We start from the raw sequence: 24,925 nt of genomic DNA, 5'->3' as shown, positions 1-24,925 counted from the left end.
GTCTCCTTCCAAACATTTTCAGACCGAAATATAATTAATCTTTTCACAGACAAACAGATGGAATGAGACTTGTTGCTTGAGAAATAAAGGGCACTGGCCGGAGGACTGCGATGACGGAAAGGCTTACGTGGTGAGTGAGAGTAACACGGCTGTGGAACGAGTCGAGGTCACGACGGTCGTCTACCTGCCGCCCGAGGAAGTCTACGAGTTCCTCCTCGATTTCCCCCGGTATGCCCGCTACTCGAAGTACCTCAAAGAGGTCACCCAGGACGGCGACGGGGAGCCCGGCACGCGGTACGACCTCCACTTCGCGTGGTGGAAGCTCACCTACACGGCGCGGTCGGAGGTGACCGCGGTGGAGCCGCCGAACGTGATCGACTGGAAGATCATCAAGGACATCGACGCGACCGGACAGTGGTCGGTCGAGTCCGTCCCCGAGAAGGCACCCGACGAGGACACGCCCGCCTCGGAGGTCACCTTCCTCGTCACCTACGACCCCGACTCGGCGCACGCCGGGAACATCGACATCCCGCGGTTCGTCTCCCTGGCGTGGGTCATCGAGAAGGTCAAGCCCAAGATTAAGAAGGAGGCCCGGCGCATCGTCGAGCGCATCGTCGCCGACCTCGAAGGGCAGCGCCGCGCCGTCGACCTCGAGATATCGACCGCGGCGGAGTAACCGAATAACAATCCTCTTGTTCTCCCCCTGTCAACCGCCGTCTATCCAACGAGACCAGTCTCTATGCGTGTAATCGTCATCGGAGCCGGAGAGGTGGGTTCGAACATCGCCGCGAGCCTGTCCGAAAGTCACGAAGTCGTCGTCATCGACACGGACGGCGACCGCGTCGAATCGCTCACCTACGAACTCGACGTGTTGCCCATCGAAGGCGACGGGACCTCCCTCTCGACCCTCGAGGAGGCGGGCATCGAGGAGACCGACATGCTCATCGCCAGTACGGACCGCGACGAGGCGAACATCGTCGCGTGTTCGACCGCCAAGACCTGCGGTGACCCGTTCACCATCGCCCGGGTGAAGAAGACCGACTTCCTCAACACCTGGCAGGGGTCGAAGGGTGCCTTCGGCGTCGACTTCATGGTCTGTACCGACCTGCTGACCGCCCAGTCCGTCGTCCGCATCGCGGGCCTCCCCGGCGCGCAGGACGTCGACTCCTTCGCGAGCGGGCGCGTCCGCATGGCGCAGTTCGAGATAGAGGAGGGTTCGACGGTCGCCAACCAGACCGTCCAGAACGCCGACCGGTTCGAGTCGCTGACGTTCGCGGCCATCATCCGCAACGGCGACGTGACCATCCCACGCGGTGAGACGGTCATCGAACCCGGGGACCAGGTCATCGTCATCGGGAGTCCCGAAAGCGTCCGCAAGTTCGCGACCTCGCTCACCCCCGCGAGCACGCTCGACTCCGCCGACGAGGTGTTCATCATCGGCGGCGGCGAGATCGGCTACCAGGTCGCCCGGCTGTTCGAGGCCCGCGGCGTGACGCCCCGGCTCATCGAGCACGACCCCGAGCGCGCCCGCGTCCTCGCGGACGAACTGCCCGGCACCATCGTCCTCGAGAACGACGCGACGAACATGGACTTCCTCGCCGAGGAGAACATCCACGACGCCGACCTCGTCGTCTCGGCGCTGGAGTCCGACGAGAAGAACCTCCTCGTCTCCCTGCTCACGAAGCGCCTCGGTGCGCGACGGACCGTCGCCATCGTCGAGAACGGCAACTACGTCGAGCTGTTCGAGGCGGTCGGAGTCGACGTGGCCGTGAACCCCCGCGAGGTGACTGCCGAGGAGATAACGCGGTTCACCCGCGAGGAACACACCGAGAACGTCGCTATCATCGAATCCGACCGGGCGGAGGTCCTCGAGATAGAGATCGACGGCGAGAGCCTGCTGTCGGGTCGCTCCATCCGCGACGTTGCGGGTGAGTTGCCCCGCGGCGTCGTCATCGGGGCCATCACCCGCGGCGACAAGCTCATCACGCCACGTGGGAACACCGTCGTCGAACCCGGTGACCACATCGTGGTCTTCCTCGACGCGACCGTCCTCGACGACGTGGCCCCGAAACTATGAGACTGAAGGTCGACTGGCGTGCGAGTACGAGCCTGGTCGGACGGGTCGTGAAGTACCTCGCCGTCGCACTCATCGTCCCAATCGTCACGGGATTCCTGTACGGCGACCAGTTCGTCCCGTATATCCTGCCCTTCTTCGTCACCGCCACCGTCGCCGTGGTCGCCGGGTCGGCCATGGAGCGGCTCGACCCCGACCCCGACCTCGGGGCCCGCGAGGGGTTCCTGATGGTCGCGATGACGTGGTTCGCGGTGTCGCTGGTCGGGTCCATCCCCTACATGCTGGAGGGGCTGACCTACCAGGACGGACAGTTCTTCTACCTCATCGATTCCACCCTGCACCACCCCTCGAACGCGTTCTTCGAGACCATGAGCGGGTTCACGACGACCGGGGCGACCGTCATGGGCGACATCTCCTTCGACACGCACTCGCGGGGGCTGATGATGTGGCGACAGCAGTCCCAGTGGCTCGGGGGCATGGGTATCGTCGTCCTCGCGGTCGCCATCCTCCCCGAGCTCTCGGTCGGTGGTGCACAGCTGATGGACGCCGAGGCACCCGGCCCCGGCATCGAGAAACTGACGCCGCGCATCGCCGAGACGGCCCGCGCCCTGTGGGTCATCTACGCCGGCATCACGCTGCTGGAGATGGCGCTCCTCTACGGGCTGCACCTGCTCGGCATGGCCCCGAACATGACCGTCTACAACGCCATCGCCCACGGCTTCACCACGATGGCGACCGGCGGGTTCTCACCCGAGGCGCGCTCCATCGAGGCGTTCGCCGAAATCGTCCAGTGGGTGATCATCCCGTTCATGATGGCCGCCGGGACGAACTTCGCGCTGTTCTGGCACCTCTCGACCGGGGATATCAAGCCGATGCTCGAAGACGCCGAGTTCCGGTTCTACGCTGGCGTCATCGCCGTCCTCTCGGCCGTCCTCGGGGCGTTCCTCTTCCTGGACCCCGGACTGACGACTGCCGCCGAGACGGGCCTGTACGAGGGCGTGAACCAGACCTTCCTCGGCTACACGTTCCCCGTCACGGGTGACATCGAGGCCGCCCTGCGCCATGCGACGTTCCAGATCGTCTCCATCGTCACGACCACCGGGTACGCGACGATGGACTTCAACGCCTGGGGCGGGCCGGCGCAGTACGTCCTCGTCATCGCGATGTTCATCGGCGGCTCGGCCGGCTCGACCGGTGGTGCCATCAAGATAATCCGGTGGCTCATCATCCTCAAGTCCATCCGCCGCGAGCTGTTCTCGACGGTGCACCCGAACGCGGTCCGCCCGGTCCGCCTCCGCGGCCGTTCGCTGGACGAGCGCGCCCTTCGCGGCATCTACGCGTTCACGCTACTGTACCTCGCGTTGTTCTTCCTCTCGACGCTGGTGCTGGTCGCCGACGCCTCGATACGCGGCCCAGAGACCCTCTCGGTCATCGAGGCGATGACCGCGGTAGCCGCGACGCTCGGGAACATCGGCCCGGGGCTACAGATGGTCGGCCCGATGGGCAGCTACCTCTCGTTCACGCCTGAGGCGAAGCTGTTCATGGTTGCGCTGATGTGGATCGGTCGCCTGGAGATATTCCCGGTGCTCGTGTTGCTGACGCGAGCGTACTGGCGGTCCTAGGCGGTCCCCTGCTCGCACGACCCACACAGTTTTATCAGTTGTCCGGAATGACCCTCGCGTATGCAGGACACTGCCGCTCCTGGTTCCTCCAGCCCTTCCGATTCCGCCCGGAAAGTGACCCTTGCGGACGGTCGTTCGCTCGCGTTCGCGGAGTACGGCGACCCCGACGGGACGCCGGTCATCGCGTTCCACGGCCTCCCGGGGTCGCGCCTGTTCGGCCGGTTCTACGCTGACGCCGCCATGGACGCAGGCGTTCGAATCGTCGCGCCAGCGCGCCCGGGCTACGGCGAATCGAGTCCGAAGCGCGACCGCACGGTCAGCGACTGGGCGGCCGACGTGAGAGAACTCGCGGACCACCTCGGATTCGACGAGTTCAGCGTCGTCGGCTACTCCGCAGGCGGTCCGCACGCGCTCGCCGTCGCGGCCAGCTGCGACCGGGTGACCCGTGTCGCCGTGGTCGCGGGGATGGCCCCACGCGCCGTCGTTTCCGGCGGCCCATGGTTCCTGAAGCTCATGGTGCCACTCGGCCGGCACGCGCCGTGGATTCTCGGCGCCCTGTTCCGGATGCAGGCGTGGCTGGCGGAGCGACAGGACGACGCGGAGATGCTCTCGTTCCTCACCGACAGGCCAATTGGGGACGTTCCTGTCGACGGCCAGCGGACAGTCGAGGCGGTGCTCGCGGCCGACTTCCAGAACGCGTTCGAACACGGCCCGTCGGGTGCGGTCGGCGACAGCCGAGCCGTGAATCGTCCGTGGGGTGTCGCCTTCGACGACATCGACGTGCCGGTCCGCGGCTGGTACGGTACCGCCGATGACAACGTTCCGGTCGAGGCGGCAGGCTGGCTGTCGGACGTGGTTCCAGAAGCGACGGTCGAGCGAGTGCCCGACGAGGACCACCTGTCGGTACTGGTCGAGACGCGAGAAACGGTGTGTTCGTGGCTGGCGGACTGAGGCCGCGCCGACTTACCCGAGCGCGATGAACAGCGCCAGCGGGAGACCGAACAGAAGCACCGTCATGAGCGCGAGGATGGCACCGTAGCCACCGAGCACGCCCGCCGCCGACTTCCACGACGGGTGGTCGAGGTCGATAGGGAGTTCCATACCGTCATGAACTTTCGCGGGGTGCTTAGTTTCACCGGTCGTTCGCCATCCGAGATCAGCGCTTGCCGTACCGGTACTCGTCGGTGACGTCCTCGAGCTGGGTCTTCCCTTCTGGGACCCGCTGGGCGGTGATGAGCTCGCGCGGGGCGTCCGGCGAATCCACGGACTTGTCGACGCTGTAGCCGACGTAGGTGCAGTCGTCCTCGGTGAACGTGACGACGGAGTAGCCCCAGTGGTGGCTGTCGAAGAACTCGATGTGCGGGTTCTGGAGTGTCACCGCCTTCCGGAGGATTCGCTCCGTGGGCTTGGCGAGGGGCCCCTCGGTCAGGCCGACCGCCTCCGCGACGTTCAGGCTCGTCAGCGCGGGCGTCATGAACTCGACGCCGACCCGTTTCTCCTCGTCGACGGGACCGACCAGTTTGTGGTCGAGCGCGTCGCGGTACTCGGTCTGCTGGTAGCCCGCGATGTAGCAGTGCATGTCGCCGGTGATGGTGACGAAGTTCTCCACGTCGCGGGCGGCGAGCGCGTTCATCAGGTACTGGCGCTCGCGACGGTAGCCGTCCCACCCACCCTGGACCGGGTACAGCGTGGCTGGGCCAGCACCGACCTTGAACGGGAGTGTCAGCACCTCGTCGGACCAGACCGTCCAGGTCGAGTGCTCCTGGGTCTCCTCGACCTGCTCGAGGAACCACTCCATCTGGGACGGGCCGAGCATTGTCCGGTCCGGCGGTTCGCGCTCGGGGGCGGTCGCGCGTTCGGTCGGCAACAGCAGGTCGCGCTCTTCGGTCCGGAACAGGCGTTCGTCGGTCATCACCAGCGAGACGAGGTCACCGAAGTCGAACCGTCGCCAGAGCCGGAAGCGTTCTTGCAGCCTGTCGGCATCGTGGTCGTACTCGATGCGGGCGGGCATGTACTCCCACCAGGCGTGCATCGCGTCGGCGGCGAGCCGGGTCATGAACTCCGGGTCGTCGCCGCGGGGATGGTCGGCTGCCGGGGCGTCCGCCTCGTAGTCCCAGTGCACGTCGTTGGCGATCTCGTGGTCGTCCCACGCCGGGATGATTGTGTGCTGTTCCAGCGCCTCCTGGAGGTACCCGTCGGACTTGTAGACGCGGTAGAGGTAGCGGTAGTCCTCCAGCGATTCGACGAGGCTGTAGCCGCTCGGGAAGTCCTTCTCTCTCCCCGGATACTCCGGGGCGAACCGGCTCTTGAAGTGGCCATCCGCCGATTCGTAGATGAAGTCGCCGACGTGGACGATGAAGTCGATGTCCTCCTGAGCGATGTAGTGGTACGCCGGGTAGTAGCCGTTGAGGTAGTTCTGGCAGGTCAGCACCGCCAGCGAGAGCTCCTCGGGAGACTCGTCCGGTGCCGGAAGGGTGCGACAGCGCCCGATTCGGCTCGCGGTGGTCCCGTAGACGAACCGGTAGTAGTACTCGCTGAAGGAGTCAAGCACCCCGTCGAGGTCGACCTTCACCGTGTAGTCGTGGGCCTCGATGGCCGCGCTGTCCTCGATGACGCCGCGGTGGACGACCTCGGTGAACGCCTCGTCCGCCGCGACCTCGACGGCCAGCGGCATGTCGTGGTCGAACACGTCCGGGTCGATTCGCGTCCAGAGGATGACGCCCTCGCTGGTCGGGCCACCGCTGGCGATGGACTGCGGGAACGTCTCGTCTGCGTCCTCGTCCGGGTCGAACTCGAAGACGCTCGGGTCGTCTGGCTCCTTCGGGTCACGGGCGAACGCGAGGTCGTGTCGGGACAGCAGAGAGAGCAACTCGTCGTGGTCGGTCGAGTTCGGGGCCTGCCGAGGGAAGCGGCTTCTGGTACCCGGGTCACCAGTGCCCCTTCGCCCGGCGTCCTCGTCGGTCATTGGGCAGTTGGTTACTCCCCCGGGGTGTTGAAGCTATCGCGGCCGGCGAGAACGTCACAGGCGGCCAACCCAATCCCCGGAACCTGCCCGTTCGTGCACAACCGCGACCTGTTCCGGACCGTTTTTGAGCACGGCCACGTAACCCGCCGGTAATGACGCGAATCGTCGTCGTCGACAATCACGGGCAGTTCACCCACCTGGAGCACCGCGCGCTCCGGGACATGGGTGTCGAGAGCGAGGTCGTAGACAACGAGACACCGCCGAGCGAGGTCGAGGCAGACGGTATCGTCCTCTCCGGTGGCCCCGAGATGGATCGCCGCGGGAAGTCCGGCGAGTACCTCGACGCGGACGTGCCGGTCCTCGGCATCTGTCTCGGCATGCAGATAATCGCGAAGGAACTCGGCGGCGAGGTCGGCTCCGGCGACTACGGTGGCTACGCCGACGTGAACGTCGACGTCCTCGACGAGGACGACCCCCTCATCGGGTCGCTCTACCCCGAGACCCGTGTGTGGGCGAGCCACGCCGACGAGGTGAAGGAGGTCCCCGAGGGGTTCACCATCACCGCCAAGAGCGACGTCTGTGGCGTCGAAGCCATGTCCGACCCCGACCGCGGCCTCTACGGCGTGCAGTGGCACCCCGAGGTGTCCCACACCGCCGAGGGCGAGGAGGTCTTCGAGAATTTCGTCTCCCTCTGCGAGCAGTAGTTCTCCCGCTCGTCCGCAGTCGGAGTAGTTTTATTCGACCACGGAAACCGATAGAGCATAATGACGGCAACCCAGGGCGACCTGGCCAGCATGTCCCGGTACATCTTCCGGGCCCCGCGCTGGTACAAGAGCCTCGCCTTCGCGATGGTGGTCGCCGCCGTGACGGGAATCGGGGTCTTCGAGAACACGTTCTGGCTGGAGGACCTGTGGCAGGGCGTCTTCTTCATCGGCATCCCGACGTTCGCGGCATCGGTGCTGACGAGCGTCGTCGACCAGCACCTCGGGGGCCAGCTCACCCCGAACCGCGCCTCGCTGCTCGCCCTGCTGTGTGAGGTTCTGGTCGTTGCCATCCTGGCGGTCGGTGGCCTCGTCGCACTCCTGACCGACCTCAGCCAGAACTTCGTCTTCGACGTGCTGTACGTCGGTCTCGCCTCCATCTTCGCGTTCCGGTTGCTCATCGTCGCCGCCATCTCACAGCACTCCATCCCGAAGGCGGCGATTCCCGCGAGCATCCAGACCGCGGCCGCGGCCATCTTGCTGTTCGTCTACAGCGGGACCCTCCGGTACATGGACGCCGGCGGTCCCATCCTCGACGCCTACCTCTCCCGTCCGGAACAGGCCCCGACCTCGCTCGGGCCGGTCCTCCCCGGCGACTTCGTCATCCTCGCACTGCTCTGTCTCCTGTACGGGACCGCGGTCTGGCTCTTCCTCGTCATCATCGACCGGCCGTGGAAACAGAGCCTCGGTGTCTCTGTGCTCGACTTCCTCGGCGGCTTCATCGGCCACATCGCCGACGGAACCCGCGAACTGGAGGACTTCTTCGAGAAGCTGGGCGAGGAAGCGCTCGTCCCGGTCACCGTCCTCGCCTTCGAGCGCGAGGACGGCACGGAGAAGGCACGCTTCGTCCTTCCGATGATCCACCCCGGCCCGATGGGCGAGATCGGCGGCGGGAACCTCCCGAAGCGGGTCGCCGAATCCGCCGACGGCCTCGCGTTCCCGCCCCACGCGACCGCGGGCCACGACTTCAACCTCGTCACCGAGCGCGAGGTCGACACCATCCTCGAGACCGCCCAGGACGCACACGACCGGCTCGAGTTCGGGACGACCGCGACCGAGAGCGTCCGCACCCAGGTCGGTGACGCCAAGATGCTGGCGCAGGCGTTCGACGACGACATCCTGCTCGTGAGCACGCACTCACCCCGGTTCGCCGACGACGTGGACTACGCGGTCGGCCTCTCGGCCGCCGCCGAGGCCCGCTCCGGCGGGTTCGACGAGGTGCTGCTCGTCGACGCGCACAACTGCAACAACGGCCTCAAAGGTGACGACCTCGGCCACGTCACCCCCGGCAGCGAGCGCTCGTTCGACATGATGCAGGCCGCGGCGAAGGCCGCCGAGGAGCTTCACGACGCCCCCCAGCACCCTGTCGAGGTCGGCACCGCCTGGACGGAGACCGACTGGGAGCCGCGGGAGGGCATCGGACCGCTCGGCGTCCGCGTCGCCTGTGTCACCGTCGCCGACCAGACCACCGCCTACGTGCTCGTCGACGGGAACAACATGGAGCCGGGACTCCGCGAACGACTCATCGACGCGCTTCCCGACGACATCGACGCGGCAGAAGTGATGACGACGGACACCCACATCGTGAACAAGGTGGAGTCCTCGAACCAGGTGGGCGAGGCCCTCGACCAGGGCGAACTCGTCGAGCTGGTCGCCGGGCTGACGACGGAGGCGCTCGCGGACCGCGAACGGGTCGCCGTCGGGATGTCGTCGGACCGCGCCCGAGTCACCGTCTTCGGGAACGATAGAACAGAGACGCTCGCCAGTCACGCGAACGCGATGGTTTCGATGGGCGGGGCGCTCGCGGTGTTGATGGCGATGGCCGCGATGGGCCTGAGTATGGTCGTCTTCTTGCTCTCCTAGGACTCGTCCTCGGCGAACAGGTCGTCGACCGCACTGCGCGCCGCGAGCGCGGCGTCTTCGGCGACCTGCTCCGATTTCGCTTCCTCACCCGGGACGTTCAGGTACACGTCCACGTCGAGGACGCCCTCCTCGAACGTGACGGTCACGTCCATGTCGGTGACGTCGGACTGTTTGAACCGCGAGAGGATGAGTCCCTCAGCCGCTTCCGCGGCCGTACGAACGACTTCTTCGTCGGTGGGCATGCGCGCTTATGCGCCGCCTGCGCCGCCCATGCCGCCGCCCATACCGCCGAGCATCTCCTGCAGTTCCTGCTGGAGCGACTCGAACTGCTCCTGGACGCGCTCTTCCTGCTTCTCGAGGGTCTCGACGCGGATCTCCAGGCTGGAGACCTTCTCGTCGAGTGCGTCCTTGGCCTCGTCGTAGTCCGTCGCGACGAAGAGCTCGCCGACCTCACGGAACATCTTCGTGTCCTCGTCGATGTTGTCGAGCTCGTCGAGCGCCGTCTGGGCCTCTGTCAGCTGGGAGTCCGCGGACTGCTTCTGCTGGGCGACCTGCTGTGCGGTCTCCTGAAGGTCCTGCAGCTCCTCGATCTTCTCCTGTGCTTCCGGCGGAAGGTTTCCTTGCATACCCCGACCGATGGCTTCTGGCTTGAAAAACCCCCGCTTTTCAGCTAAGAACGGACCGAGACACAGAATCCCCTTCGATGGGGGAAGACGACCGGGAGACCGTCGCTTCGACGCGAATTCGAGGGGGAGTCGTCTGTTCGCCCCTCGCGGCCACGGCCCGCACACAACGTTTAATATGTTGTTCGATAGATATCTACAGAATGCCAACACGGCGTTTGTCTGTGTTCGACGTCGTCGCGGACCTCGTCCCCGGTGTCGTGTTCCTGTTGTTCCTCTCACCAGTCTACACCGCCGCGTCCTTCCCCACCCGGTTCTTCCCGGAGTTGAATTCGACGCTGCTTCTGGTTGCCGTCGGCTACCCGGTCGGCCGGGTCCTCCACGCGGTTGCCTCCCGAGGGTGGGCGGCGGCCACCATGGCCCACATCGGCTGGCGGACGGCCTCGTGGCCCCTCGGTGGCTCTCCACAGCTGTCCAGGATCGCCGTCTCGAAGGAGACGCGCGAGGGGGACGGTTCCAGCAGGACGTTCACCCTTCGCGACCGGCTCGCCGCGGTCGAGCGCGACGATGGCTCGGCCGAGGCGGCCTCCATCGAGCACGAGGTCCTGCGGCAGCTCTCCCGGGAGCTCCACCGGCTCGTCCGCGAGGACGGTGAGTCGAGCGACGACGGGTCCCGGGCTGGTGCCTGGGAAAGCGACGACGAGTACCTCGAACACCTCGGCCACAGTATCCTCCACGGGGAATCGACCCTCTACCACCGATACACCGTCCTCGCCACCTTCTACCGGAACCTCTGGACCGCCGTCCTCCTGGGGTCGGTCGGGTTCGTCCTCTCGATACTCGTCAGGGAACTTCTGGTCCAGCCGGTCGCTCGCACGTCCCTCGTCGTCTCCCTGGGGAACTACGACCTCATCGCGAGCTATCCCGCCCTGGTGAGCGGGGCCCTCCTCGGTGGGGCGCTCGTGGTCGCGGTCGTCCTCCAGGTGTTGAGCGTCCGCTGGTTGGAGTACCGATACCGGCGACTCCGGGCGATGGTCAACGACCTGTATCTCGCACTCGACTCGACACCCAGCCAGCGCGCCGTGGACCCGCCGCAGAATCAGTAGCCAGACCCGAGGTCGTGTATCTTCTCGGCGACCTCGACCAGTCGAATCCACGTGTTGATACCGGCACGGAGCGCCACGAGGTCTGCGGCCTCGACCTCGACCGTGACGGTGTCGCCCGTCCGCGAGAGCGTCGTCGAAGAACGGTCGCCCGCTATCTCGCCGATCTCCTGGGCGACGCTGCGCTCGACGATCTTCGCGATGGCGTCGCTGTCGTACTCGAATTCGAGGCTGGTCGCGTGTGAGAACGAGGACATCGAGTCGACGCTATTCGACGTCGACGGTCTTGATGTCGGTACTGCGCTCTTTCAGCAGCACGCGGTGTCCACAGTAGGGACAGCGGACGCCGCCGTAGGAGTCGAGCGTCACGTCACGCTTGCACCGCGAGCACTTGTAGCTCATTCGTCTTCTTCGGAGAGTGCGGCGCGAATCGACCGGCGAACGGTGCGGCCTGCGGGGGTCTCGGGGCGGTAGGTACCGCCGGTGAACTTCTCACCGGTCTCCTCGTTGACCCAGATGCCCGTGCCGAGGCGCTTGACGTTGTCGCCGTCGACCTTGGAGTTGCGCATCTCGTCTTCGATCTCCGCGACGCGGCGTCGGGAGACACGCCCGTAGCGAGCGCCGAATCGGCCGGCGCTCCCCGTCTTTCCTTTCTTCTTGGCCATGATACCCGTTCGTACCGTCAGCGGGCAAATAAACCTGTTGAGTTCGCCCGCCCGCTCACTCCAGTGACGGGGCGGCGACGACCTCGTAGACGATGAGGACGAACGCCAGACAGAGGCCCAACACGGTGAACTGGACCCACTCGACCGGTGGGACCACGTCTGGCAGGGTGATCGCTCGCAGTCCACGCTCCAGCAACAGTCCCGTCAGGACCACGGACGGGATGGTCGTGAGGACCGCATCGGCTCGGCGCATCGTGTGTAATGAGATGTAATTAGCGAGAATCAAATGCCTTGGGGTTCTGTCGGGAATCGCACCTATCTCGGTCGCGACCACGGCCGGAGATAGAGCACGACGAGCACGGCGAAGACGGCGACGGCGAGCAGACCGCCGCCGAGGAACGCCAGTTCGGGCGACAGGAGCGGCTGAGTGGCGGGCTGACTCGCGGGCTGGGAGGCCGCGTCACCGGCAAGACTGGCCATCTCCGTGATGGGTTCCGGGCGGGCCAGTTCGTCGAGGACCCGCGCCAACGTGAGGGTGGCAACGCCCATGAACACGACGACCGCGAGCACGCGCGCGAGGAGGTCACGGAAGATGGACCGGTCGTCGCGTGAGCTGGCCATCACGAGGACCGCCCTGGCACAGGGGGCGTAGACGTTCATGGCAGACCCCTTCTCGGAGTACCAGGTGTCGACGACCTCGATGAGGCCGGCGTTCTCCATGTTCGTGAGGTGGTAGTGGACGTTCTGGAGCGTGGTTCCGGTGACCTCGCGGAGGTCCGCCGGTGTGTGGGGCTCCTCGTAGAGCGCTTCGAGGATGGTCCGCGCGGTGGCGCTGGAGAGCGTGGCGAACACCTCGTCGGCCGTCTCGTCGGTCAGTCCGACGAGTTTGGACTGGCCGGGCTCGTGTTCGACGGCGCGTTTTATCGGGAAGATACGGCCCATTGACTGGAATATACGGTGTCGGGATGTATTCGGATTTCGTTGCATCAAACCGGCGCTTTACCGGCGTGGTTCGTGGGTGTGATCGGGTGGCAGACCGGCCTCAGGGGTGCTAGAAGAAGAACCCGAAGAGGCGGGCGAACAGGTGGAACGGGTTGGAGTCGAACCGGACCGGGGCCAGGTCGAAGTCGTACCACGGCGCGAGTCCAGGGGCGTTCGACGCCGAGACCGCGGCGGTCGCGTGCTCGTCCGCGGGGACGAGGATGGCGATGCCGCCGTCACCATCCGCGGCAGGGGGCAGTTGCTCCGGCAGCGGCTCGGCGGTCGGGAGTTCACACGGGGCGCGCACACAGACGATGTACGGCTCGGTCGGGATGGGTTCGTCCGACCGGTCGCGCTCTGCAGAATCGTTCTGCGAGTCGACCGGCTCGTCCCGCACGCCGGACTGTTGCATCAGGGGCACGTCGTCGGTGAAGTCGTTGATGGGCTCGTCGACGACGCCGTCACGCCAGTTCGGCTCGGGCTCGGTCGGCCGAACCGGGTCGGTGCCGTCGGGGTCCGGCGGGAACTCGTCGGGGTTCACCGGCTCCGCCACGTCGTCTTTGGTGCTGTTCTCGTCGTGGTCGCCGTTACAGGGACTGTCGACGCCGACCATGCAGATGCCGACGGTCTGGTCCCCGTCGGCCGCGACCGGGCTGGCACCCAGCGCGAGTGCACAGACCAGCGCGACTGTGAGGAACGATACGAATCTGAATCGGTGGTTCATTGCAACCGTACAGAGGGCAGCTACACATAACTTGTTTGTCAAGTATGAAAGCGGCGTTTGACGCATCCGGCGTGGACTTCGGTCGAACCACCCAGCCGACCGGGGAGTCGAGAACGGTCGGGCTACTGATACTCCTCGGGGGCGCTGACGCCCGCCGCGAGCACGTTCTCACGGAGGTAGGCGAACAGCCGGTCGCGCACCTGCTCGCCGAGGTCGGCCATCCCGAGGGCCATCACGGCTCCCGCGCTCCCGTCAGTGGTCACGAGCAGGTAGGCAGCGGTCGCCTCGGGGTCGAGGTCCGCACGGAAGACGCCGGCCTCCATCCCCTCGCGGACGACCCCCGCCAGCGTCTCGTGAACCCGTTGCTCGTAGGACTCGAGCAGGTCGTGGAACCGGTCGTTGAACGGGGCGTGAGCGAGCAGTTCCATCACGGCGACGTTGATACCGCGGTCGACCTCGTCGGTCGGGTCACCCAGTAGCGCATCACACAGCGCGAACAGCCGGGTGACAGGGTCGGCGTCGGCCGCGGCGGAGAGTCGTTTCGAGTCGCGCCTGACGCTCCACTCCAGGAAGGCCACCACGAGGTCGTCCTTGGAGTCGTAGTGGTAGTACAGGCCGGCCTCCGAGACCGACGCCTCGGCGGCCACCTTCTTCGTGGTCAGCCCGGCGTACCCGTGCTTGGCGAGCGCCCGCAGGACCGCCTCCATGATGTCGACCTGTGTCTCGCTCAGCTCTTCCTCCGCGCCGGCGGCCGCCTGCTCGTCGTCCGGATCGGCCTCGCCCGTGGGCATGTCGCGTGCTTTCCGCCGAGTGAGTAAATACTCGGCGGGTGCTGAGTACTCACCAGAGCCGAACCAGGAGCGCCACTCGAAAACGGCCTGAAACCCCGAATTCGAGTGATTTCGGCCTTACAGCTACCGGCTACGCTATCTTCTTTGCTAGTCTGACTCTAGCATGGTATCGACGCCTCCCCTGCCTGAACAGTCGACCGACCGGACCGTCCGAACCGTGAGCCGGCGACGACTGCTCGCGCTGGCAGGTGCCGGCGCGAGTTTCGGCGCGTGGGCCCGCCCGGTCGCTGCTGGGCACCCGACGGTCGTGCCCGCTGGGGCCGGCCGCATCCGGCTCTTCGGCACCGGCCAGCGGTACGTCCTCGAGGGCGACATCGAAGGCCCCATCGAGGTCGCCGGGCGCGGCGTCTCGCTCGACGGGAACGGGTACACCATCACCCCGCGGGAGAACAGGGTCGGCATCGACGTCGACCGGTCCCGTGGTGTCAGACTGGAGAACCTCCGCATCGTCGGCGGGGGAACCGCCATCCGTCTCCGTGACTCCCGAGGCGTCAGGGTCAGGGACGCCTGGATTCGACGCTCGGGCGTCGGTGTCGACATGGAGGACGCCGCCGGACGTCTCGACAACCTGACCATCGTCGGCACCCGGAACAGTGGTATCCGACTGAAAGACACCCGCGCCGTCGTCACCGCGACGACCGTCCAGGAGTGTGGCCGCCGTGGCCGCTCCTCGGGCATCGTCGCGGACACGGAGCGCGACATCCAGTTCCGGCGCTGTCTCTCACGCGGCAGCGGCAGGCACGGGTTCGTCCTCGACGGCGACGACGAAGCCACCCTGACCGTCGTTCGCTGCGGCGCGATGGAGAACCGTGGCGACGGCTTCGACGTCGAGGACTTCACCGAGACGCAACTCCGGTGCAGCGTCGCCCTCTCGAACGGCGGGTCGGGCTTCGACATCGACGGCATCGGGGCGCTCGCGGTCGTCCGAACCAGTGCAGTTCGGAACGACGACCACGGCTTCGACATCTACACGCGCAACCCGGCACAGCTGGTCAGGACCACCGCGTTCCGGAACCGGGACGACGACTACCGTCTGACCGGACCGGTCTTCCAGACGGCGGCTGGCGGACCGATACGGGGCCGGTGTTCGCCCGCGGCGACCGTCCGATTGCTGCGTCGGCAGGCGGTCGACGCCGAGACCGCCGGCGTCCTCGGGTCGCAACCGGGGACCGGCTGGCTCGACGAGTTCGAGACCGGGCCGGGCGACCAGGACGGTCGAGGTCGTGGGCGTGCGGGCGGTCAGGGGCGCAGGCGTGCAGGCGGGCGGGGCCGCGGGCGCGGTCGTGACCGCGGTCGTCACAACTGGGGCTGAAATCCCCGGCCTTCGCAGGCCGACGGTGCCGACTATCCGCGGCTACCGAACGGCGTCGGTAGCAGAAGTACCAGCCCGGTCGTCGCGGCGCGAGTGACTGCCCGAACGCAGGGCTTGTTAACCATCGCGTTCTACACCCGCGCAATGCAGATCGGTTCCCGTCGCTGTATCATCAATCCAGTGAGTGGAAGTGGCGACCACGCCGAGTACGTGAAACGGCTCCTCCGGGCCCGCGGCTTCGACACTGTCGAGACGAGAGGGCCGGGCGACGCCAGGCGGCTCGGCCAGCAAGCCGGCGAGGACGGTGTCTCCGAACTCGCGGTGTGTGGCGGCGACGGGACCATCAACGAGGTGCTTCGCGGCCTCAACGACGCCGGCCACCTCGGGTCGGTCACGCTGAGCGCGGTCCCCGCCGGGACGGCGAACATCCTCGCGCAAAACGTCGGCATCGAGACCATCCAGCAGGGCGTCGAGATCGCAGACACCGGGGAGCGGCGGACGGTCGACCTCGGAATGGCCGGCGACGAACCGTTCGCCGTCTCCTGTATCGCTGGACTGCCGGCCGAAGCCAGCGTGGCTGCCTCCAGCGACCTCAAGCGGCGGTTCGGGACGCTCGCGTTCCTGGTCACCGGCGCACAGGAGGCGATGGCGTTCGACGGGCTCGACATCCGGGTCGACGCGACCGCCGACCACGGCGAGCAGTCCTGGGACGGCGAAGCGCTCTGTCTGCTGGTCGGGAACGCCCGCCAGTTCGTCGGCGAGGGCGGCCAGGGCGACATGGAGGACGGGCTGTTCGACGTTGCCGTCGTCGAGCAGATGCCGACGCGGTCGATGGTCGCCGAAGCCATCGGGCACCGGCTCCTCGGGCAGGATACGCCCGGCGTGACGCACATCTCGGCCAGCGAACTCACCGTCGCCGGGCACGAGGGACCCATCACGTTCAGCCGCGACGGCGAACTGAGCGAGCACAGCGAACTCACGCTCTCGGTCCGCCCCGACGCCCTCGAACTGCGGGTCGGGCCGGGGTACGACCCGTCACCGTCGGCGCGCTGAGCCGGGTCGGGGGACGAACGTTCCAGAATGCTTAAGTTTCGCGCTCCGGTTCTCTCGGCTCCGAGCGTTCTCACCATGTCCCCGTCAGACGACTCCACGACCCCGGACAGCGCCGAGCGCTTCGCCAGCACCGAATGGTACTACGCCCGCTATCGACCTCGGTACGGTACCGACGCCATCGAGTACCTCGTCGACCGGTTCGGCGTCGACGAGACGAGCCGCGTCCTCGACCTCGGCTGTGGCGCGGGCCAGATAGCAATCCCGCTCGCCGAACACGCCGGCAAGGTGGTCGGGATGGACCCGAACGAGGCGATGCTCCGCGAGGCCCGCGAACAGGCTGTGGCGGCCGGCTGCGAGAACGTCGAGTGGGTGCAGGGGTCCGATGCGGACCTGCCCGCCGGCATCGGCACGGTTCGCCTCACGACGATGGGTCGGTCCTTCCACTGGATGGACCAGCCTCGCACCCTCGACCACCTGTTCGAGCTGACCGAACCGGGCGGCGGCGTCGCGCTCGTCACCGACGGCGAGTGGCTCACCCACGGGCTCGACGACGACTGGCAGGCGGGCGTGCACGCGCTCGCCGCCGAGTACCTCAACGACCTCCCCGAGCGGACCGGCCCCATCGAGGAGTACGACGACCCGTGGGACGACCTGCTCGCCGAGCACGGCTTCGCCGACGTCGAGACCGAGACCATCGCGTACGAGCGCGAGTGGGACGAAGACAGCATCGTCGGCTACGTCTTCTCGCTCTCGTTCTGCTCGCCGGCCCGCTTCGGCGACCGGAAAGACGCCTTCGAGGCCGACCTGCGCGAGCATCTCCGGGAGCTCGAGACGGACACGTTCGTCCAGCACGGCGAGGTCGAGGTCATCTCGGGGCGGCGGTAGCTCCGGAGACGGCCAGCCGTTCCGGCCCCTGAAGGCGAACACAGTTACTTGCCCTAGCGAAACGTTCTCAAGGACGACTCACTTACGTTCCGTCGTGAATCGGGAGAAAGCTATCCCGGTGGTCCTCGCCCTCATCTGCGTGTTCGCGCTCGCGTTCGCGGCCGCGACGCTGGTCGAGCCCCACGAACCCGGGGGTGGCGGCTCCTCCATCGTCAACCCGAACGACGACACCGCGACCGACCGGAACGGGGAGGACGGGACGAGTCCCGCACGGCCCATCACCGACCCGGGCCGCCTCGGCTTCTCGCTGAGCTTCTGCATCCCGTTCCTGCTGAGCGGCGAGTTCTTCGCCATCGTCGTGGTCCTCACGGCGGCCATCTGGCTGTACGTCCAGCACTCGAAAGACGGGCTGGCGGCCACCGGGCTGGTCGGGACCATCGCGTTCCCCGGTTTCTTCCTGTGGCTCCTCCTGACGAACTGTGCCACCCAGAACGAGCCCGACCAGCTCTCGATCATCCCCTCGGAGGTCGCGGAACAGACCGAGGGCGTCTCCTCCTCGCTCGGGCTGAGCCAGAACCCCGGGAACGTGAGCCCGGAGGTCGCCCTTCTCATCGCCGCGCTGGTGGTGGGTATCGTGCTCGTGTTCGCCTGGTTCGCCCTCCGGGGCGGCGACGAGGGCCCGGCGGACGACGAGGAGGTGTACGAGGCGGGGCTGGCATCGCGTTCCCCGCGGCACCGCATGGCTGCCATCGGTGCCGCCGCGGGGCGAGCCGCGGACCGGCTGGAGACCAGTACCGCGGTCGACAACGAGGTGTACCGGGCCTGGCGGGAGATGACGACACATCTGGACGTGCCCGAGCCCGAATCGAGCACCCCCGCGGAGTTCGCGGAGGCTGCCATCGCGGCCGGGATGACCCGCGAACAGGTCACGGAACTCACTGCGCTGTTCGAGGAGGTCCGCTACGGCGGGGAGGACCCGACGACAGACCGCGAGAGCCGGGCCATCGAGGCACTTCGGGCCATCGAGTCGGCGCACGCGTCAGGGGCGAAACCGACGGCCGACGACGACGACTGACCGAGAACTCGCCATCTCCGGCGCGAACCGATGAGTCAAGTCATGGCTTGACAATCCGGCACCCCTAAGTGTCGTTTCCAGCTAGAGGGTCACGTGAAACAAAGGAACGTGGGCATCGTGGTCGTCGCCATCTGCTGTGTCCTCGCCATCGCCATCGCGGCGGGGACGCTCGGTGAGACGACCCAGCCCGGGGGGAGTGGGGGCTCCGTCTCCAACGTGAACGCCGACGGGGTGACGACGGAGACCACCACCCAATCGGGGGAGCGGGTCAACCAGACGACAGCACAGCAGCAGCCGCCGCTCCGGCAGGACTGTCCGTCCCGGACGCTCCCGTGGTGGGCCGGTGTCGGTCTCGTCGCGGTCGCGGCGTCGGTCACCATCGGGTCCTACCGGCGGTACGACGGCGTGGTCGCCGTGGCCATGCTCTTGCTGATGGCCGTCATCGTCGCGTCGGTGGCCCCGTTCTTCTTCCTCTGTCCCTCCTCGGACACCCCACAGACCCAGCAACAGGGCGCACCCGGGGAGAGGCCGGACGACTCCGGCACCGGTGACGGTGCTGGTGAAGGCTCGGGGAGCGGCGACGACGAGCAGCAACAACAGCCGTTCGACGTCCCGCTCTTGCTCCTGCTCGGTGGGGCAGGCATCCTCGCCGTGGTGCTGGTCGGTGCATGGAGCGTCTCCGGCGGCGACGACGAGGAGGACGAGGTCGTCGAGGTGAGCGAGGACGCGGCGGAGGCGGACGCTGACCCGGTCGACACGCAGGCAATCTCGACCGCCGCGGGCCGGGCCGCAGACCGCATCGAATCCAGTTCGGACGTCGACAACGAGATCTACCGCGCGTGGGTCGAGATGACCAGACACCTGCCGGTCGACCATCCCGAAACGAGCACGCCGCGGGAGTTCGAGCGTGCCGCGGTCGACGCCGGCTTCGACCCGGCAGACGTCCAGACCCTGACCGACCTGTTCGAGTCGGTCCGGTACGGTGCCGCCGACGCGACGCCCGAGCGCGAGGACCGTGCAGTCGAAGCACTCAGGCGGCTCGAAGCCCACAACGAGGGTGAGACGCGATGAAGCTCAGAACCATCCTCTCGGTGCTCGGGGTCGCCGTCGCCGCCCTGGCGTTCGCCCTGGTCCTGTTCCCCGAGGTCGCCGCCGGGATGTCGATGAACGAGGCGATACTCGTCGTACTCGGCCTCGCAGCACTCCTGCAGGGCGTCCGAATCGGCGTCTCGCGCACCCGGAACCGGTACGTGCAGGCCAAGACGCCGGACCCGGAGCAGTCACAGGAGCTTCCCACGCCGGGAGACGACTTCGACGAGTTGCTCCACGTCGCGAGTACGGACCTTCGTCGGGTCGACAGTCGTGAGCAGACGACGACACGACTGGAGCGCGCCGCGGTCGCGACCATCGCCCGCACACAGGGTTGTTCGCAGTCGGAGGCGAAACGACGAATCGAGGCCGGTGAGTGGACCGACGACCCGTACGCCGCCGCGTTCTTCACCGGCACGCTCGAGGGCGGCTCGCTGTTCTCGCGGGTCGACCTGTTCAGTGGCCGCCAGACGCGGTATCACCGGTGGGCCGTCCACGCGGCGACCGAGATTGCACGGATGTCGGAGGAGTACGACAGATGAGTTCGACAGTGACGCGAGAGACCGACGACGCGACGGGGAGCGACGACAGCACGACGCCGGCGGGGGCGACGGCCGCGGGAACCGACGCGGGAGCAGGTGGGTCGGCAACCGACGCGGTCCAGACCCAGCGCGTCATCACCGACACGACGGAGGCGACCAACCACTGGCGCGGCATCGCCGCGGTGACGCTGGTCGCGGGCGCAGTCGGCGTCATCACGCGACAGCCCGCGCTGTTGCTCTCGGCGGTCGTCGGCGTGGGCTACCTCGCGTACGCCCGGATCACCGAGGCCCCGGCCGTGACGCTCAGTATCACCCGAGAGCTCAGCGACCCGGACCCGTCCCTCGGCGACGAGGTGACCGTGACGGTCCGCGTGACGAACGACGGGAGTCGAACCCTGCCCGACGTGCGCCTCGTCGACGGCGTGCCCGAGGAACTCTCCGTGAAGTCCGGGTCCGCCCGCCTCGGCACCGCCTTGCGCCCCGGCGAGTCGGACTCGTTCTCCTACACCGTGACCGCCAAGCGCGGCACCCACGAGTTCAAGACGTGCGAGGCCATCGTCCGCGGCTGGTCCGGCGCCGAGGAGACTCACACCCGGTTCCGGACCGGCGGCGACATGGTGTGTACCCCCTCGCTGGAGGCGACGATTCCGGTCCCGCTGCGCAAGCAGACCTCGCAGTACGCCGGGCGCGTGAACACCGACATCGGCGGCGACGGCGTCGAGTTCCACTCGACCCGGGAGTACCGCCGCGGCGACCCGCTCTCGCGGGTCGACTGGAAGCGATACGCGCGAACCGGCGACCTCGCGACCCTGCTGTTCCGCGAGGAGCGCGCCGCGACCGTGATGTGCCTGCTCGACCTGCGCAAGGAGGCCTACGTCCGCCGGGACGAGGAGGGCCTCCATGCAGCGGACCTCGGCATCGAGGCTGCCGGCCACGTCTTCACCGCACTGCTCGACACGGGCGACCGGGTCGGTCTCACCGCCCTCGCCCCACAGTCGGTCTGGCTCCGTCCCGGCCTCGGGAACGAACACCGCGCGAAGGTCGAGGAGCTGTTCGCCCACCACCCCGCGCTCTCCTCGGAGCAGCCCGCGGGCTACCGCTCCATCACGCTCGGTGTCCGGAACCTCAGGAAACGGCTCCCGGGCGACGCCCAGCTCGTGTTCTTCAGCCCGCTGTGTGATGACGATGCGGTGCAGGCCGCCCGCCTGCTCCACGCCCACGGACACAAGGTGACCATCATCAGCCCGGACGCCACCGCGACGGAGACCATCGGCCAGCGCATCGCCCGGGTGGAACGCCGCGCCCGCATCACCGAACTGCGCCAGGGTGGCATCCGCGTCATCGACTGGGACCCAGACGAAGGACTCGTGAACGCCCTTGCCCGTGGCTCACGGAGGTGGACCTGATGGCGACCGAGATCGACCGGCGACCCGTCCGCCTGTCGGCCGTGGTCGCACTGGGCGCTGGCGCGTTCGCCGCCCTCGCGGCCATCCTGACCGCCTCGGTGGGCGTCGTCGGGGCGGCCCTCGGTATGCTCGCGCTCGCCCCCGGCGTGGTCCTCGGCTCTCGCCGACTCGTCCACGTCGGCGCGGTCGGCCTGCTCGGCGGACTCGTCTTCGCCGGGGCGACCGGTGGCGCACCATCCGCCGAACTGCTCATGCTCGTCGGGACGACCGCGACTGTGCTGGCCTGGGACGTCGGCCAGAACGCCATCGGGCTCGGGGAGCAACTGGGGCGCGAGGCAGACACGACCCGGGCCGAACTGGCGCACATCGGTGGGTCCGTCGTGGTCGGCGTCGCGACCGGTGGTGTGGCGTTCGCGGTCTACCAGGTCGCGACCGAGGGGCAGCCGATTTCGGCGCTCGCGCTGTTGCTGGTGGCCGTGGTGATTCTGACGACGGCGCTGCGGCAGTGAGAGCGCCGAATCCGCGGGGTGGCCGGTCGGCTCGGGATGCTGACCTGTTCGACGTAACAATCATCCCTCCCAGAGCGGGAAGCGAGTAGGTGTCACACAGCGATATGGGGCTTGTTTGCACCGGTCGGTCGAGCCCCGTGAGAGACCGGTGACGAACAGCCCCTGACAGAAAGAAGGTTTTCTCCTCGACGAAACTCGGCTGACGCTGGTGACTCAGTCGGAGTCCGTCTTGATGTCTGCGGAGAGTCCCTGCGCCATCTCGATGTCCTTCGAGTTGTTCAGCGTCCACGCCGTCCGTTCGGTCACGGCCTCGATGACCTCACGGGCCGACGGGTAGCCGTTGCCGGACTTCTTTACGCCGCCGAACGGGAGGTGAACCTCGGCGCCGATGCAGGGAAGGTTGCCGTAGGCGAGGCCGACCTCGGCGTTGTCGCGGAAGTAGTTGATCTGGCGGTAGTCTTCGGAGATGATGGCACCGGCGAGACCGTAGTCGGTGTCGTTCTGGATTGCGACTGCCTCCTCGACATCGCCGGAGTACTTCAGCAGTGCGACGTGGGGACCGAACACCTCCTCGTGCGTGCACCGGAGGTCCTCCCAGGCGTCGGCCTCGTAGACGAACGGCCCGACCCAGTGACCCGCTTCGTGGCCGTCGGGTATCTCCTCGTCGGCCAGCTCGGTGCGGTCGACGAGCACGTTCACGCCCTCGTCCTCGGCCAGCTGGTTGTACTTCGTCACCTTCTCCTTGTGGTCCGCCTCGATGAGCGGCCCCATGAACGTGTCATCGTCGAGCGGGTCGCCCACGGATACTTGTTCCGCGAGTTCGACGAACCGCTCTTTGAACTCGTCGTAGACGTCCTCGTGGACGACGATGCGCTCGGAGGAGACACAGCGCTGGCCCGTCGTCTTGAACGAACTCATCAGGGCCGAGTGGACGGCGACGTCGAGGTCCGCTTCCTCGGTGATGACGATGTTGTTCTTCCCGCCCATCTCACAGGCGGCGAGCTTGCCCGGCTGCGAGGCGGTCTTCTGGGCGACCTCGTGCCCAACCTCGGCGGAGCCGGTGAACAGGACGGTATCGACGCGTTCGTCGTCGACGATAGCTGCGCCGACGTCGCCGAAGCCCTGCACCATGTTGAACACGCCGTCGGGGATGCCGGCGTCCTCGAACATCTCCGCGATGATCTGCCCACACCAGGGTGTCTGCTCGGCGGGCTTCCAGACGACGGTGTTACCCTCGACGAGCGCGACCGCCATGTGCCAGAACGGGATGGCGACCGGGAAGTTCCATGGCGTGATGCAGCCGACGACGCCCCGGGGCTTGCGGCGCATGTAGGCGTCCTTGCTCGGAATCTCGGAAGGAATCACGTCGCCCTTCGGGTGGCGGGCGTCGCCAGCCGCCCACTCGACCATGTGGTAGGCCTCGATGACGTCGGCGCGACCCTCGGAGATCTCTTTCCCGCACTCCTTGGTGACGACCTCGGCCAGCTCCTCGGTTCGCTCGCGGAGCTCGTGGTAGATCTCCCAGAGGTACTCCGCGCGGTCGATGTGCGACAGTTCGCGCCACTCCTCCGTCGCCGCTTCAGCCGCGGCGCATGCCGCATCGAGGTCGGTCTCGGTGCCGCGGGCGAACGTGCCGAGCGCCTCGCCCGTCGCCGGGTTCTCGCTCTCGAACGTCTGGTCTCCGGCTCCGTCCGTCCACTCCCCATCGATATAATGCTCGTACGTCTGCTCGGTCTGTCGTGAAGCCATGTCCCATCCCAGGGAGACATGTAAGTAATAACACCCCCCTCCCATGGTGGACCGGGTCCGAGACCGAAGCGTCAGTCCACGGTCGGCACCGGCACCGAATCCAGCACCTTCGCGACGACCTCGCGCTTGCTCACGTTGTTGACCATCGCGTCCGGCGTCAGCACGAGCCGGTGTGCGAGCACGGGCTGGGCGACGCGCTTGATGTCGTCGGGTGTGACGTACTCGCGGCCCACCATCGTGGCGTAGGCCCGCGAGGACTCGAACAGGCGCTGGGTCCCGCGCGGGGAGACACCGATCTCGACGCGGCCGTCCTGCCGGGTCTCGCGGCAGAGCTTCGCCATGTACGTCAGCAGGTCGTCGTCGACCCGGACGTTCTCGGGGACCTGCCGGAGGTCGGCGACCTCCTCGTCGGTGAGGACGCGCTCGACGCTCGGGGACTGCTCGACGCGGCCGGCCCGGCGCTGGAGGAGTTCGACCTCGCCGGCCTCGTCGGGGTAGCCGATGGAGGACTTCACGATGAAGCGGTCGACCTGCGCCTCGGGGAGCGGGAAGGTCCCCTCCTGCTCGACCGGGTTCTGCGTCGCGATGACGAAGAACGGCTGGGGGAGCATCCGCGTCTCGCCGTCGACGGTCACCTGCCCTTCCTCCATGGCTTCCAGCAGCGCGGCCTGGGTCTTCGGCGGGGCGCGGTTGATCTCGTCGGCGAGGACGATGTTCGCGAAGATGGGACCCGCCTGGAACTCGAACTCGCGGGTCTCTTCGTTGAACACGTGCGTCCCGGTGACGTCGGCGGGGAGGAGGTCGGGGGTGAACTGGATGCGGGAGAAATCCAATCCGAGGGCGGAGGCCATCGACCGTGCCGTCAGCGTCTTGCCGGTCCCGGGCACGTCCTCGAGGAGCACGTGGCCACGACCGACGACACCGAGCAGTACGGTTTCGAGGAACTCTCGGTCGGCGATGACCGCGTTCCCGATGGCGTCGAGGACACGGTTACAGTCCTCGCTCGCTTGGTGTACGTCCATGTTCTCGTCCCCGTGCTGCTGGAATAAATTCTTGGCGGTTGTCACCTCCCT

The 24,925-nt window shown here is 67.2% G+C and carries 28 protein-coding genes; 15 read left to right on the top strand and 13 right to left on the bottom strand.

From position 1 onward, the window contains the following. Nucleotides 1-151: 151 nt before the first annotated feature. The 4 genes from N6C22_RS08610 (at nucleotide 152) to N6C22_RS08595 (ending at nucleotide 4,647) form a co-directional block, all read left to right on the top strand. Nucleotides 152-676, top strand: coding sequence for an SRPBCC family protein (locus N6C22_RS08610; protein ID WP_261650691.1), 525 nt, complete (start codon nucleotides 152-154; stop codon nucleotides 674-676). A gap of 63 nt (nucleotides 677-739) precedes the next feature. After that, nucleotides 740-2,077, top strand: a complete 1,338-nt coding sequence (gene trkA, locus N6C22_RS08605) for a Trk system potassium transporter TrkA (RefSeq protein WP_261650690.1) — start codon at nucleotides 740-742, stop codon at nucleotides 2,075-2,077. Next, the gene (locus tag N6C22_RS08600; RefSeq protein ID WP_261650689.1) at nucleotides 2,074-3,696 is read left to right on the top strand and encodes a TrkH family potassium uptake protein; all 1,623 of its coding nucleotides are present in this window, start codon (nucleotides 2,074-2,076) and stop codon (nucleotides 3,694-3,696) included. Before trkA ends, N6C22_RS08600 begins: the two co-directional genes overlap by 4 nt. A 60-nt stretch (nucleotides 3,697-3,756) precedes the next feature. Then, on the top strand, nucleotides 3,757-4,647 hold the full coding sequence (locus tag N6C22_RS08595; RefSeq protein WP_261650688.1) for an alpha/beta fold hydrolase: 891 nt from the start codon (nucleotides 3,757-3,759) through the stop codon (nucleotides 4,645-4,647). Between the two features lie 12 nt (nucleotides 4,648-4,659). Here the strand turns inward: N6C22_RS08595 and N6C22_RS08590 are convergent, their stop codons facing one another. Together N6C22_RS08590 and N6C22_RS08585 are read right to left on the bottom strand one after the other, a co-directional pair. Beyond that, nucleotides 4,660-4,797, bottom strand: a complete 138-nt coding sequence (locus N6C22_RS08590) for a hypothetical protein (RefSeq protein WP_261650687.1) — start codon at nucleotides 4,795-4,797, stop codon at nucleotides 4,660-4,662. Nucleotides 4,798-4,852: 55 nt separating this feature from the next. After that, nucleotides 4,853-6,661, bottom strand: a complete 1,809-nt coding sequence (locus N6C22_RS08585; RefSeq protein ID WP_261650686.1) for an alkaline phosphatase — start codon at nucleotides 6,659-6,661, stop codon at nucleotides 4,853-4,855. 152 nt (nucleotides 6,662-6,813) lie between these two features. Between N6C22_RS08585 and N6C22_RS08580 the strand changes: the two genes are divergently transcribed. Next, nucleotides 6,814-7,365, top strand: a complete 552-nt coding sequence (locus N6C22_RS08580; RefSeq protein WP_261650685.1) for a GMP synthase subunit A — start codon at nucleotides 6,814-6,816, stop codon at nucleotides 7,363-7,365. Between the two features lie 60 nt (nucleotides 7,366-7,425). Further along, nucleotides 7,426-9,285, top strand: a complete 1,860-nt coding sequence (locus tag N6C22_RS08575; protein ID WP_261650684.1) for a DUF2070 family protein — start codon at nucleotides 7,426-7,428, stop codon at nucleotides 9,283-9,285. On the opposite strand, the gene N6C22_RS08570 is transcribed toward N6C22_RS08575, so the two are convergent. Both N6C22_RS08570 and N6C22_RS08565 read right to left on the bottom strand, forming a co-directional pair. Next, nucleotides 9,282-9,527 carry a DUF3194 domain-containing protein gene (locus tag N6C22_RS08570; protein ID WP_261650683.1) on the bottom strand — a complete coding sequence of 82 codons (246 nt, stop codon included), beginning with the start codon at nucleotides 9,525-9,527 and terminating at the stop codon, nucleotides 9,282-9,284. The two genes, N6C22_RS08575 and N6C22_RS08570, sit on opposite strands and share 4 nt — an antisense overlap. Nucleotides 9,528-9,533: 6 nt before the next feature. Beyond that, nucleotides 9,534-9,911 (bottom strand): prefoldin subunit beta, encoded by a 378-nt coding sequence (locus tag N6C22_RS08565; RefSeq protein ID WP_261650682.1) that lies wholly within the window; start codon nucleotides 9,909-9,911, stop codon nucleotides 9,534-9,536. Nucleotides 9,912-10,111: 200 nt separating this feature from the next. Between N6C22_RS08565 and N6C22_RS08560 the strand changes: the two genes are divergently transcribed. Further along, the gene (locus N6C22_RS08560) at nucleotides 10,112-11,014 is read left to right on the top strand and encodes a hypothetical protein (protein ID WP_261650681.1); all 903 of its coding nucleotides are present in this window, start codon (nucleotides 10,112-10,114) and stop codon (nucleotides 11,012-11,014) included. Here N6C22_RS08560 and N6C22_RS08555 read toward each other — a convergent pair. From N6C22_RS08555 to N6C22_RS08525, 7 genes are all read right to left on the bottom strand, one after another. Further along, nucleotides 11,008-11,268 carry a KEOPS complex subunit Pcc1 gene (locus N6C22_RS08555; RefSeq protein WP_261650680.1) on the bottom strand — a complete coding sequence of 87 codons (261 nt, stop codon included), beginning with the start codon at nucleotides 11,266-11,268 and terminating at the stop codon, nucleotides 11,008-11,010. The two genes, N6C22_RS08560 and N6C22_RS08555, sit on opposite strands and share 7 nt — an antisense overlap. Before the next feature lie 10 nt (nucleotides 11,269-11,278). Continuing rightward, nucleotides 11,279-11,413 (bottom strand): DNA-directed RNA polymerase subunit P, encoded by a 135-nt coding sequence (locus N6C22_RS08550; RefSeq protein ID WP_261650679.1) that lies wholly within the window; start codon nucleotides 11,411-11,413, stop codon nucleotides 11,279-11,281. Continuing rightward, nucleotides 11,410-11,676: a 50S ribosomal protein L37ae gene (locus tag N6C22_RS08545; protein ID WP_261650678.1), complete on the bottom strand. Its 267-nt coding sequence runs from the start codon at nucleotides 11,674-11,676 to the stop codon at nucleotides 11,410-11,412. The genes N6C22_RS08550 and N6C22_RS08545 overlap by 4 nt, the downstream gene beginning before the upstream one ends. 55 nt (nucleotides 11,677-11,731) lie before the next feature. Beyond that, the gene (locus tag N6C22_RS08540) at nucleotides 11,732-11,929 is read right to left on the bottom strand and encodes a hypothetical protein (protein ID WP_261650677.1); all 198 of its coding nucleotides are present in this window, start codon (nucleotides 11,927-11,929) and stop codon (nucleotides 11,732-11,734) included. Between the two features lie 62 nt (nucleotides 11,930-11,991). After that, entirely contained in the window at nucleotides 11,992-12,618 is a 627-nt protein-coding gene (locus N6C22_RS08535; protein ID WP_261650676.1) for a helix-turn-helix domain-containing protein, read from the bottom strand. Between the two features lie 109 nt (nucleotides 12,619-12,727). Then, nucleotides 12,728-13,381: a hypothetical protein gene (locus tag N6C22_RS08530; RefSeq protein ID WP_261650675.1), complete on the bottom strand. Its 654-nt coding sequence runs from the start codon at nucleotides 13,379-13,381 to the stop codon at nucleotides 12,728-12,730. Nucleotides 13,382-13,503: 122 nt separating this feature from the next. Next, the gene (locus N6C22_RS08525) at nucleotides 13,504-14,172 is read right to left on the bottom strand and encodes a TetR/AcrR family transcriptional regulator (RefSeq protein WP_261650674.1); all 669 of its coding nucleotides are present in this window, start codon (nucleotides 14,170-14,172) and stop codon (nucleotides 13,504-13,506) included. Between the two features lie 163 nt (nucleotides 14,173-14,335). Between N6C22_RS08525 and N6C22_RS08520 the strand changes: the two genes are divergently transcribed. The 8 genes from N6C22_RS08520 to N6C22_RS08485 all read left to right on the top strand — a co-directional run bounded on the left by N6C22_RS08520 (nucleotide 14,336) and on the right by N6C22_RS08485 (nucleotide 22,103). Further along, nucleotides 14,336-15,544, top strand: a complete 1,209-nt coding sequence (locus N6C22_RS08520) for a right-handed parallel beta-helix repeat-containing protein (RefSeq protein WP_261650673.1) — start codon at nucleotides 14,336-14,338, stop codon at nucleotides 15,542-15,544. A 144-nt stretch (nucleotides 15,545-15,688) separates the two neighbouring features. Continuing rightward, nucleotides 15,689-16,597, top strand: coding sequence for a diacylglycerol kinase family protein (locus tag N6C22_RS08515; RefSeq protein ID WP_261650672.1), 909 nt, complete (start codon nucleotides 15,689-15,691; stop codon nucleotides 16,595-16,597). A 75-nt stretch (nucleotides 16,598-16,672) separates the two neighbouring features. Beyond that, on the top strand, nucleotides 16,673-17,482 hold the full coding sequence (locus N6C22_RS08510) for a class I SAM-dependent methyltransferase (RefSeq protein WP_261650671.1): 810 nt from the start codon (nucleotides 16,673-16,675) through the stop codon (nucleotides 17,480-17,482). A 94-nt stretch (nucleotides 17,483-17,576) separates the two neighbouring features. Continuing rightward, nucleotides 17,577-18,557 (top strand): DUF4129 domain-containing protein, encoded by a 981-nt coding sequence (locus N6C22_RS21150; protein ID WP_261650670.1) that lies wholly within the window; start codon nucleotides 17,577-17,579, stop codon nucleotides 18,555-18,557. A gap of 93 nt (nucleotides 18,558-18,650) precedes the next feature. Continuing rightward, the gene (locus N6C22_RS08500; protein WP_261650669.1) at nucleotides 18,651-19,628 is read left to right on the top strand and encodes a DUF4129 domain-containing protein; all 978 of its coding nucleotides are present in this window, start codon (nucleotides 18,651-18,653) and stop codon (nucleotides 19,626-19,628) included. Beyond that, nucleotides 19,625-20,188, top strand: coding sequence for a hypothetical protein (locus N6C22_RS08495; RefSeq protein WP_261650668.1), 564 nt, complete (start codon nucleotides 19,625-19,627; stop codon nucleotides 20,186-20,188). The genes N6C22_RS08500 and N6C22_RS08495 overlap by 4 nt, the downstream gene beginning before the upstream one ends. Then, entirely contained in the window at nucleotides 20,185-21,594 is a 1,410-nt protein-coding gene (locus tag N6C22_RS08490; protein WP_261650667.1) for a DUF58 domain-containing protein, read from the top strand. The genes N6C22_RS08495 and N6C22_RS08490 overlap by 4 nt, the downstream gene beginning before the upstream one ends. Further along, nucleotides 21,594-22,103, top strand: a complete 510-nt coding sequence (locus N6C22_RS08485) for a hypothetical protein (RefSeq protein WP_261650666.1) — start codon at nucleotides 21,594-21,596, stop codon at nucleotides 22,101-22,103. Before N6C22_RS08490 ends, N6C22_RS08485 begins: the two co-directional genes overlap by 1 nt. 213 nt (nucleotides 22,104-22,316) lie before the next feature. On the opposite strand, the gene N6C22_RS08480 is transcribed toward N6C22_RS08485, so the two are convergent. After that, complete coding sequence (locus N6C22_RS08480) at nucleotides 22,317-23,852, bottom strand: aldehyde dehydrogenase family protein (protein ID WP_261650665.1); 1,536 nt, start codon at nucleotides 23,850-23,852, stop codon at nucleotides 22,317-22,319. Nucleotides 23,853-23,923: 71 nt separating this feature from the next. Beyond that, a complete protein-coding gene (locus tag N6C22_RS08475; protein ID WP_261650664.1) occupies nucleotides 23,924-24,874 on the bottom strand; it encodes a MoxR family ATPase in 951 nt (316 codons plus the stop codon). Between the last annotated feature and the right edge of the window lie 51 nt (nucleotides 24,875-24,925).

Source organism: Haloarchaeobius sp. HME9146 (assembly GCF_025399835.1).
Taxonomy (GTDB): domain Archaea; phylum Halobacteriota; class Halobacteria; order Halobacteriales; family Natrialbaceae; genus Haloarchaeobius.
This window is presented reverse-complemented; position numbering and strand designations above follow the sequence as displayed.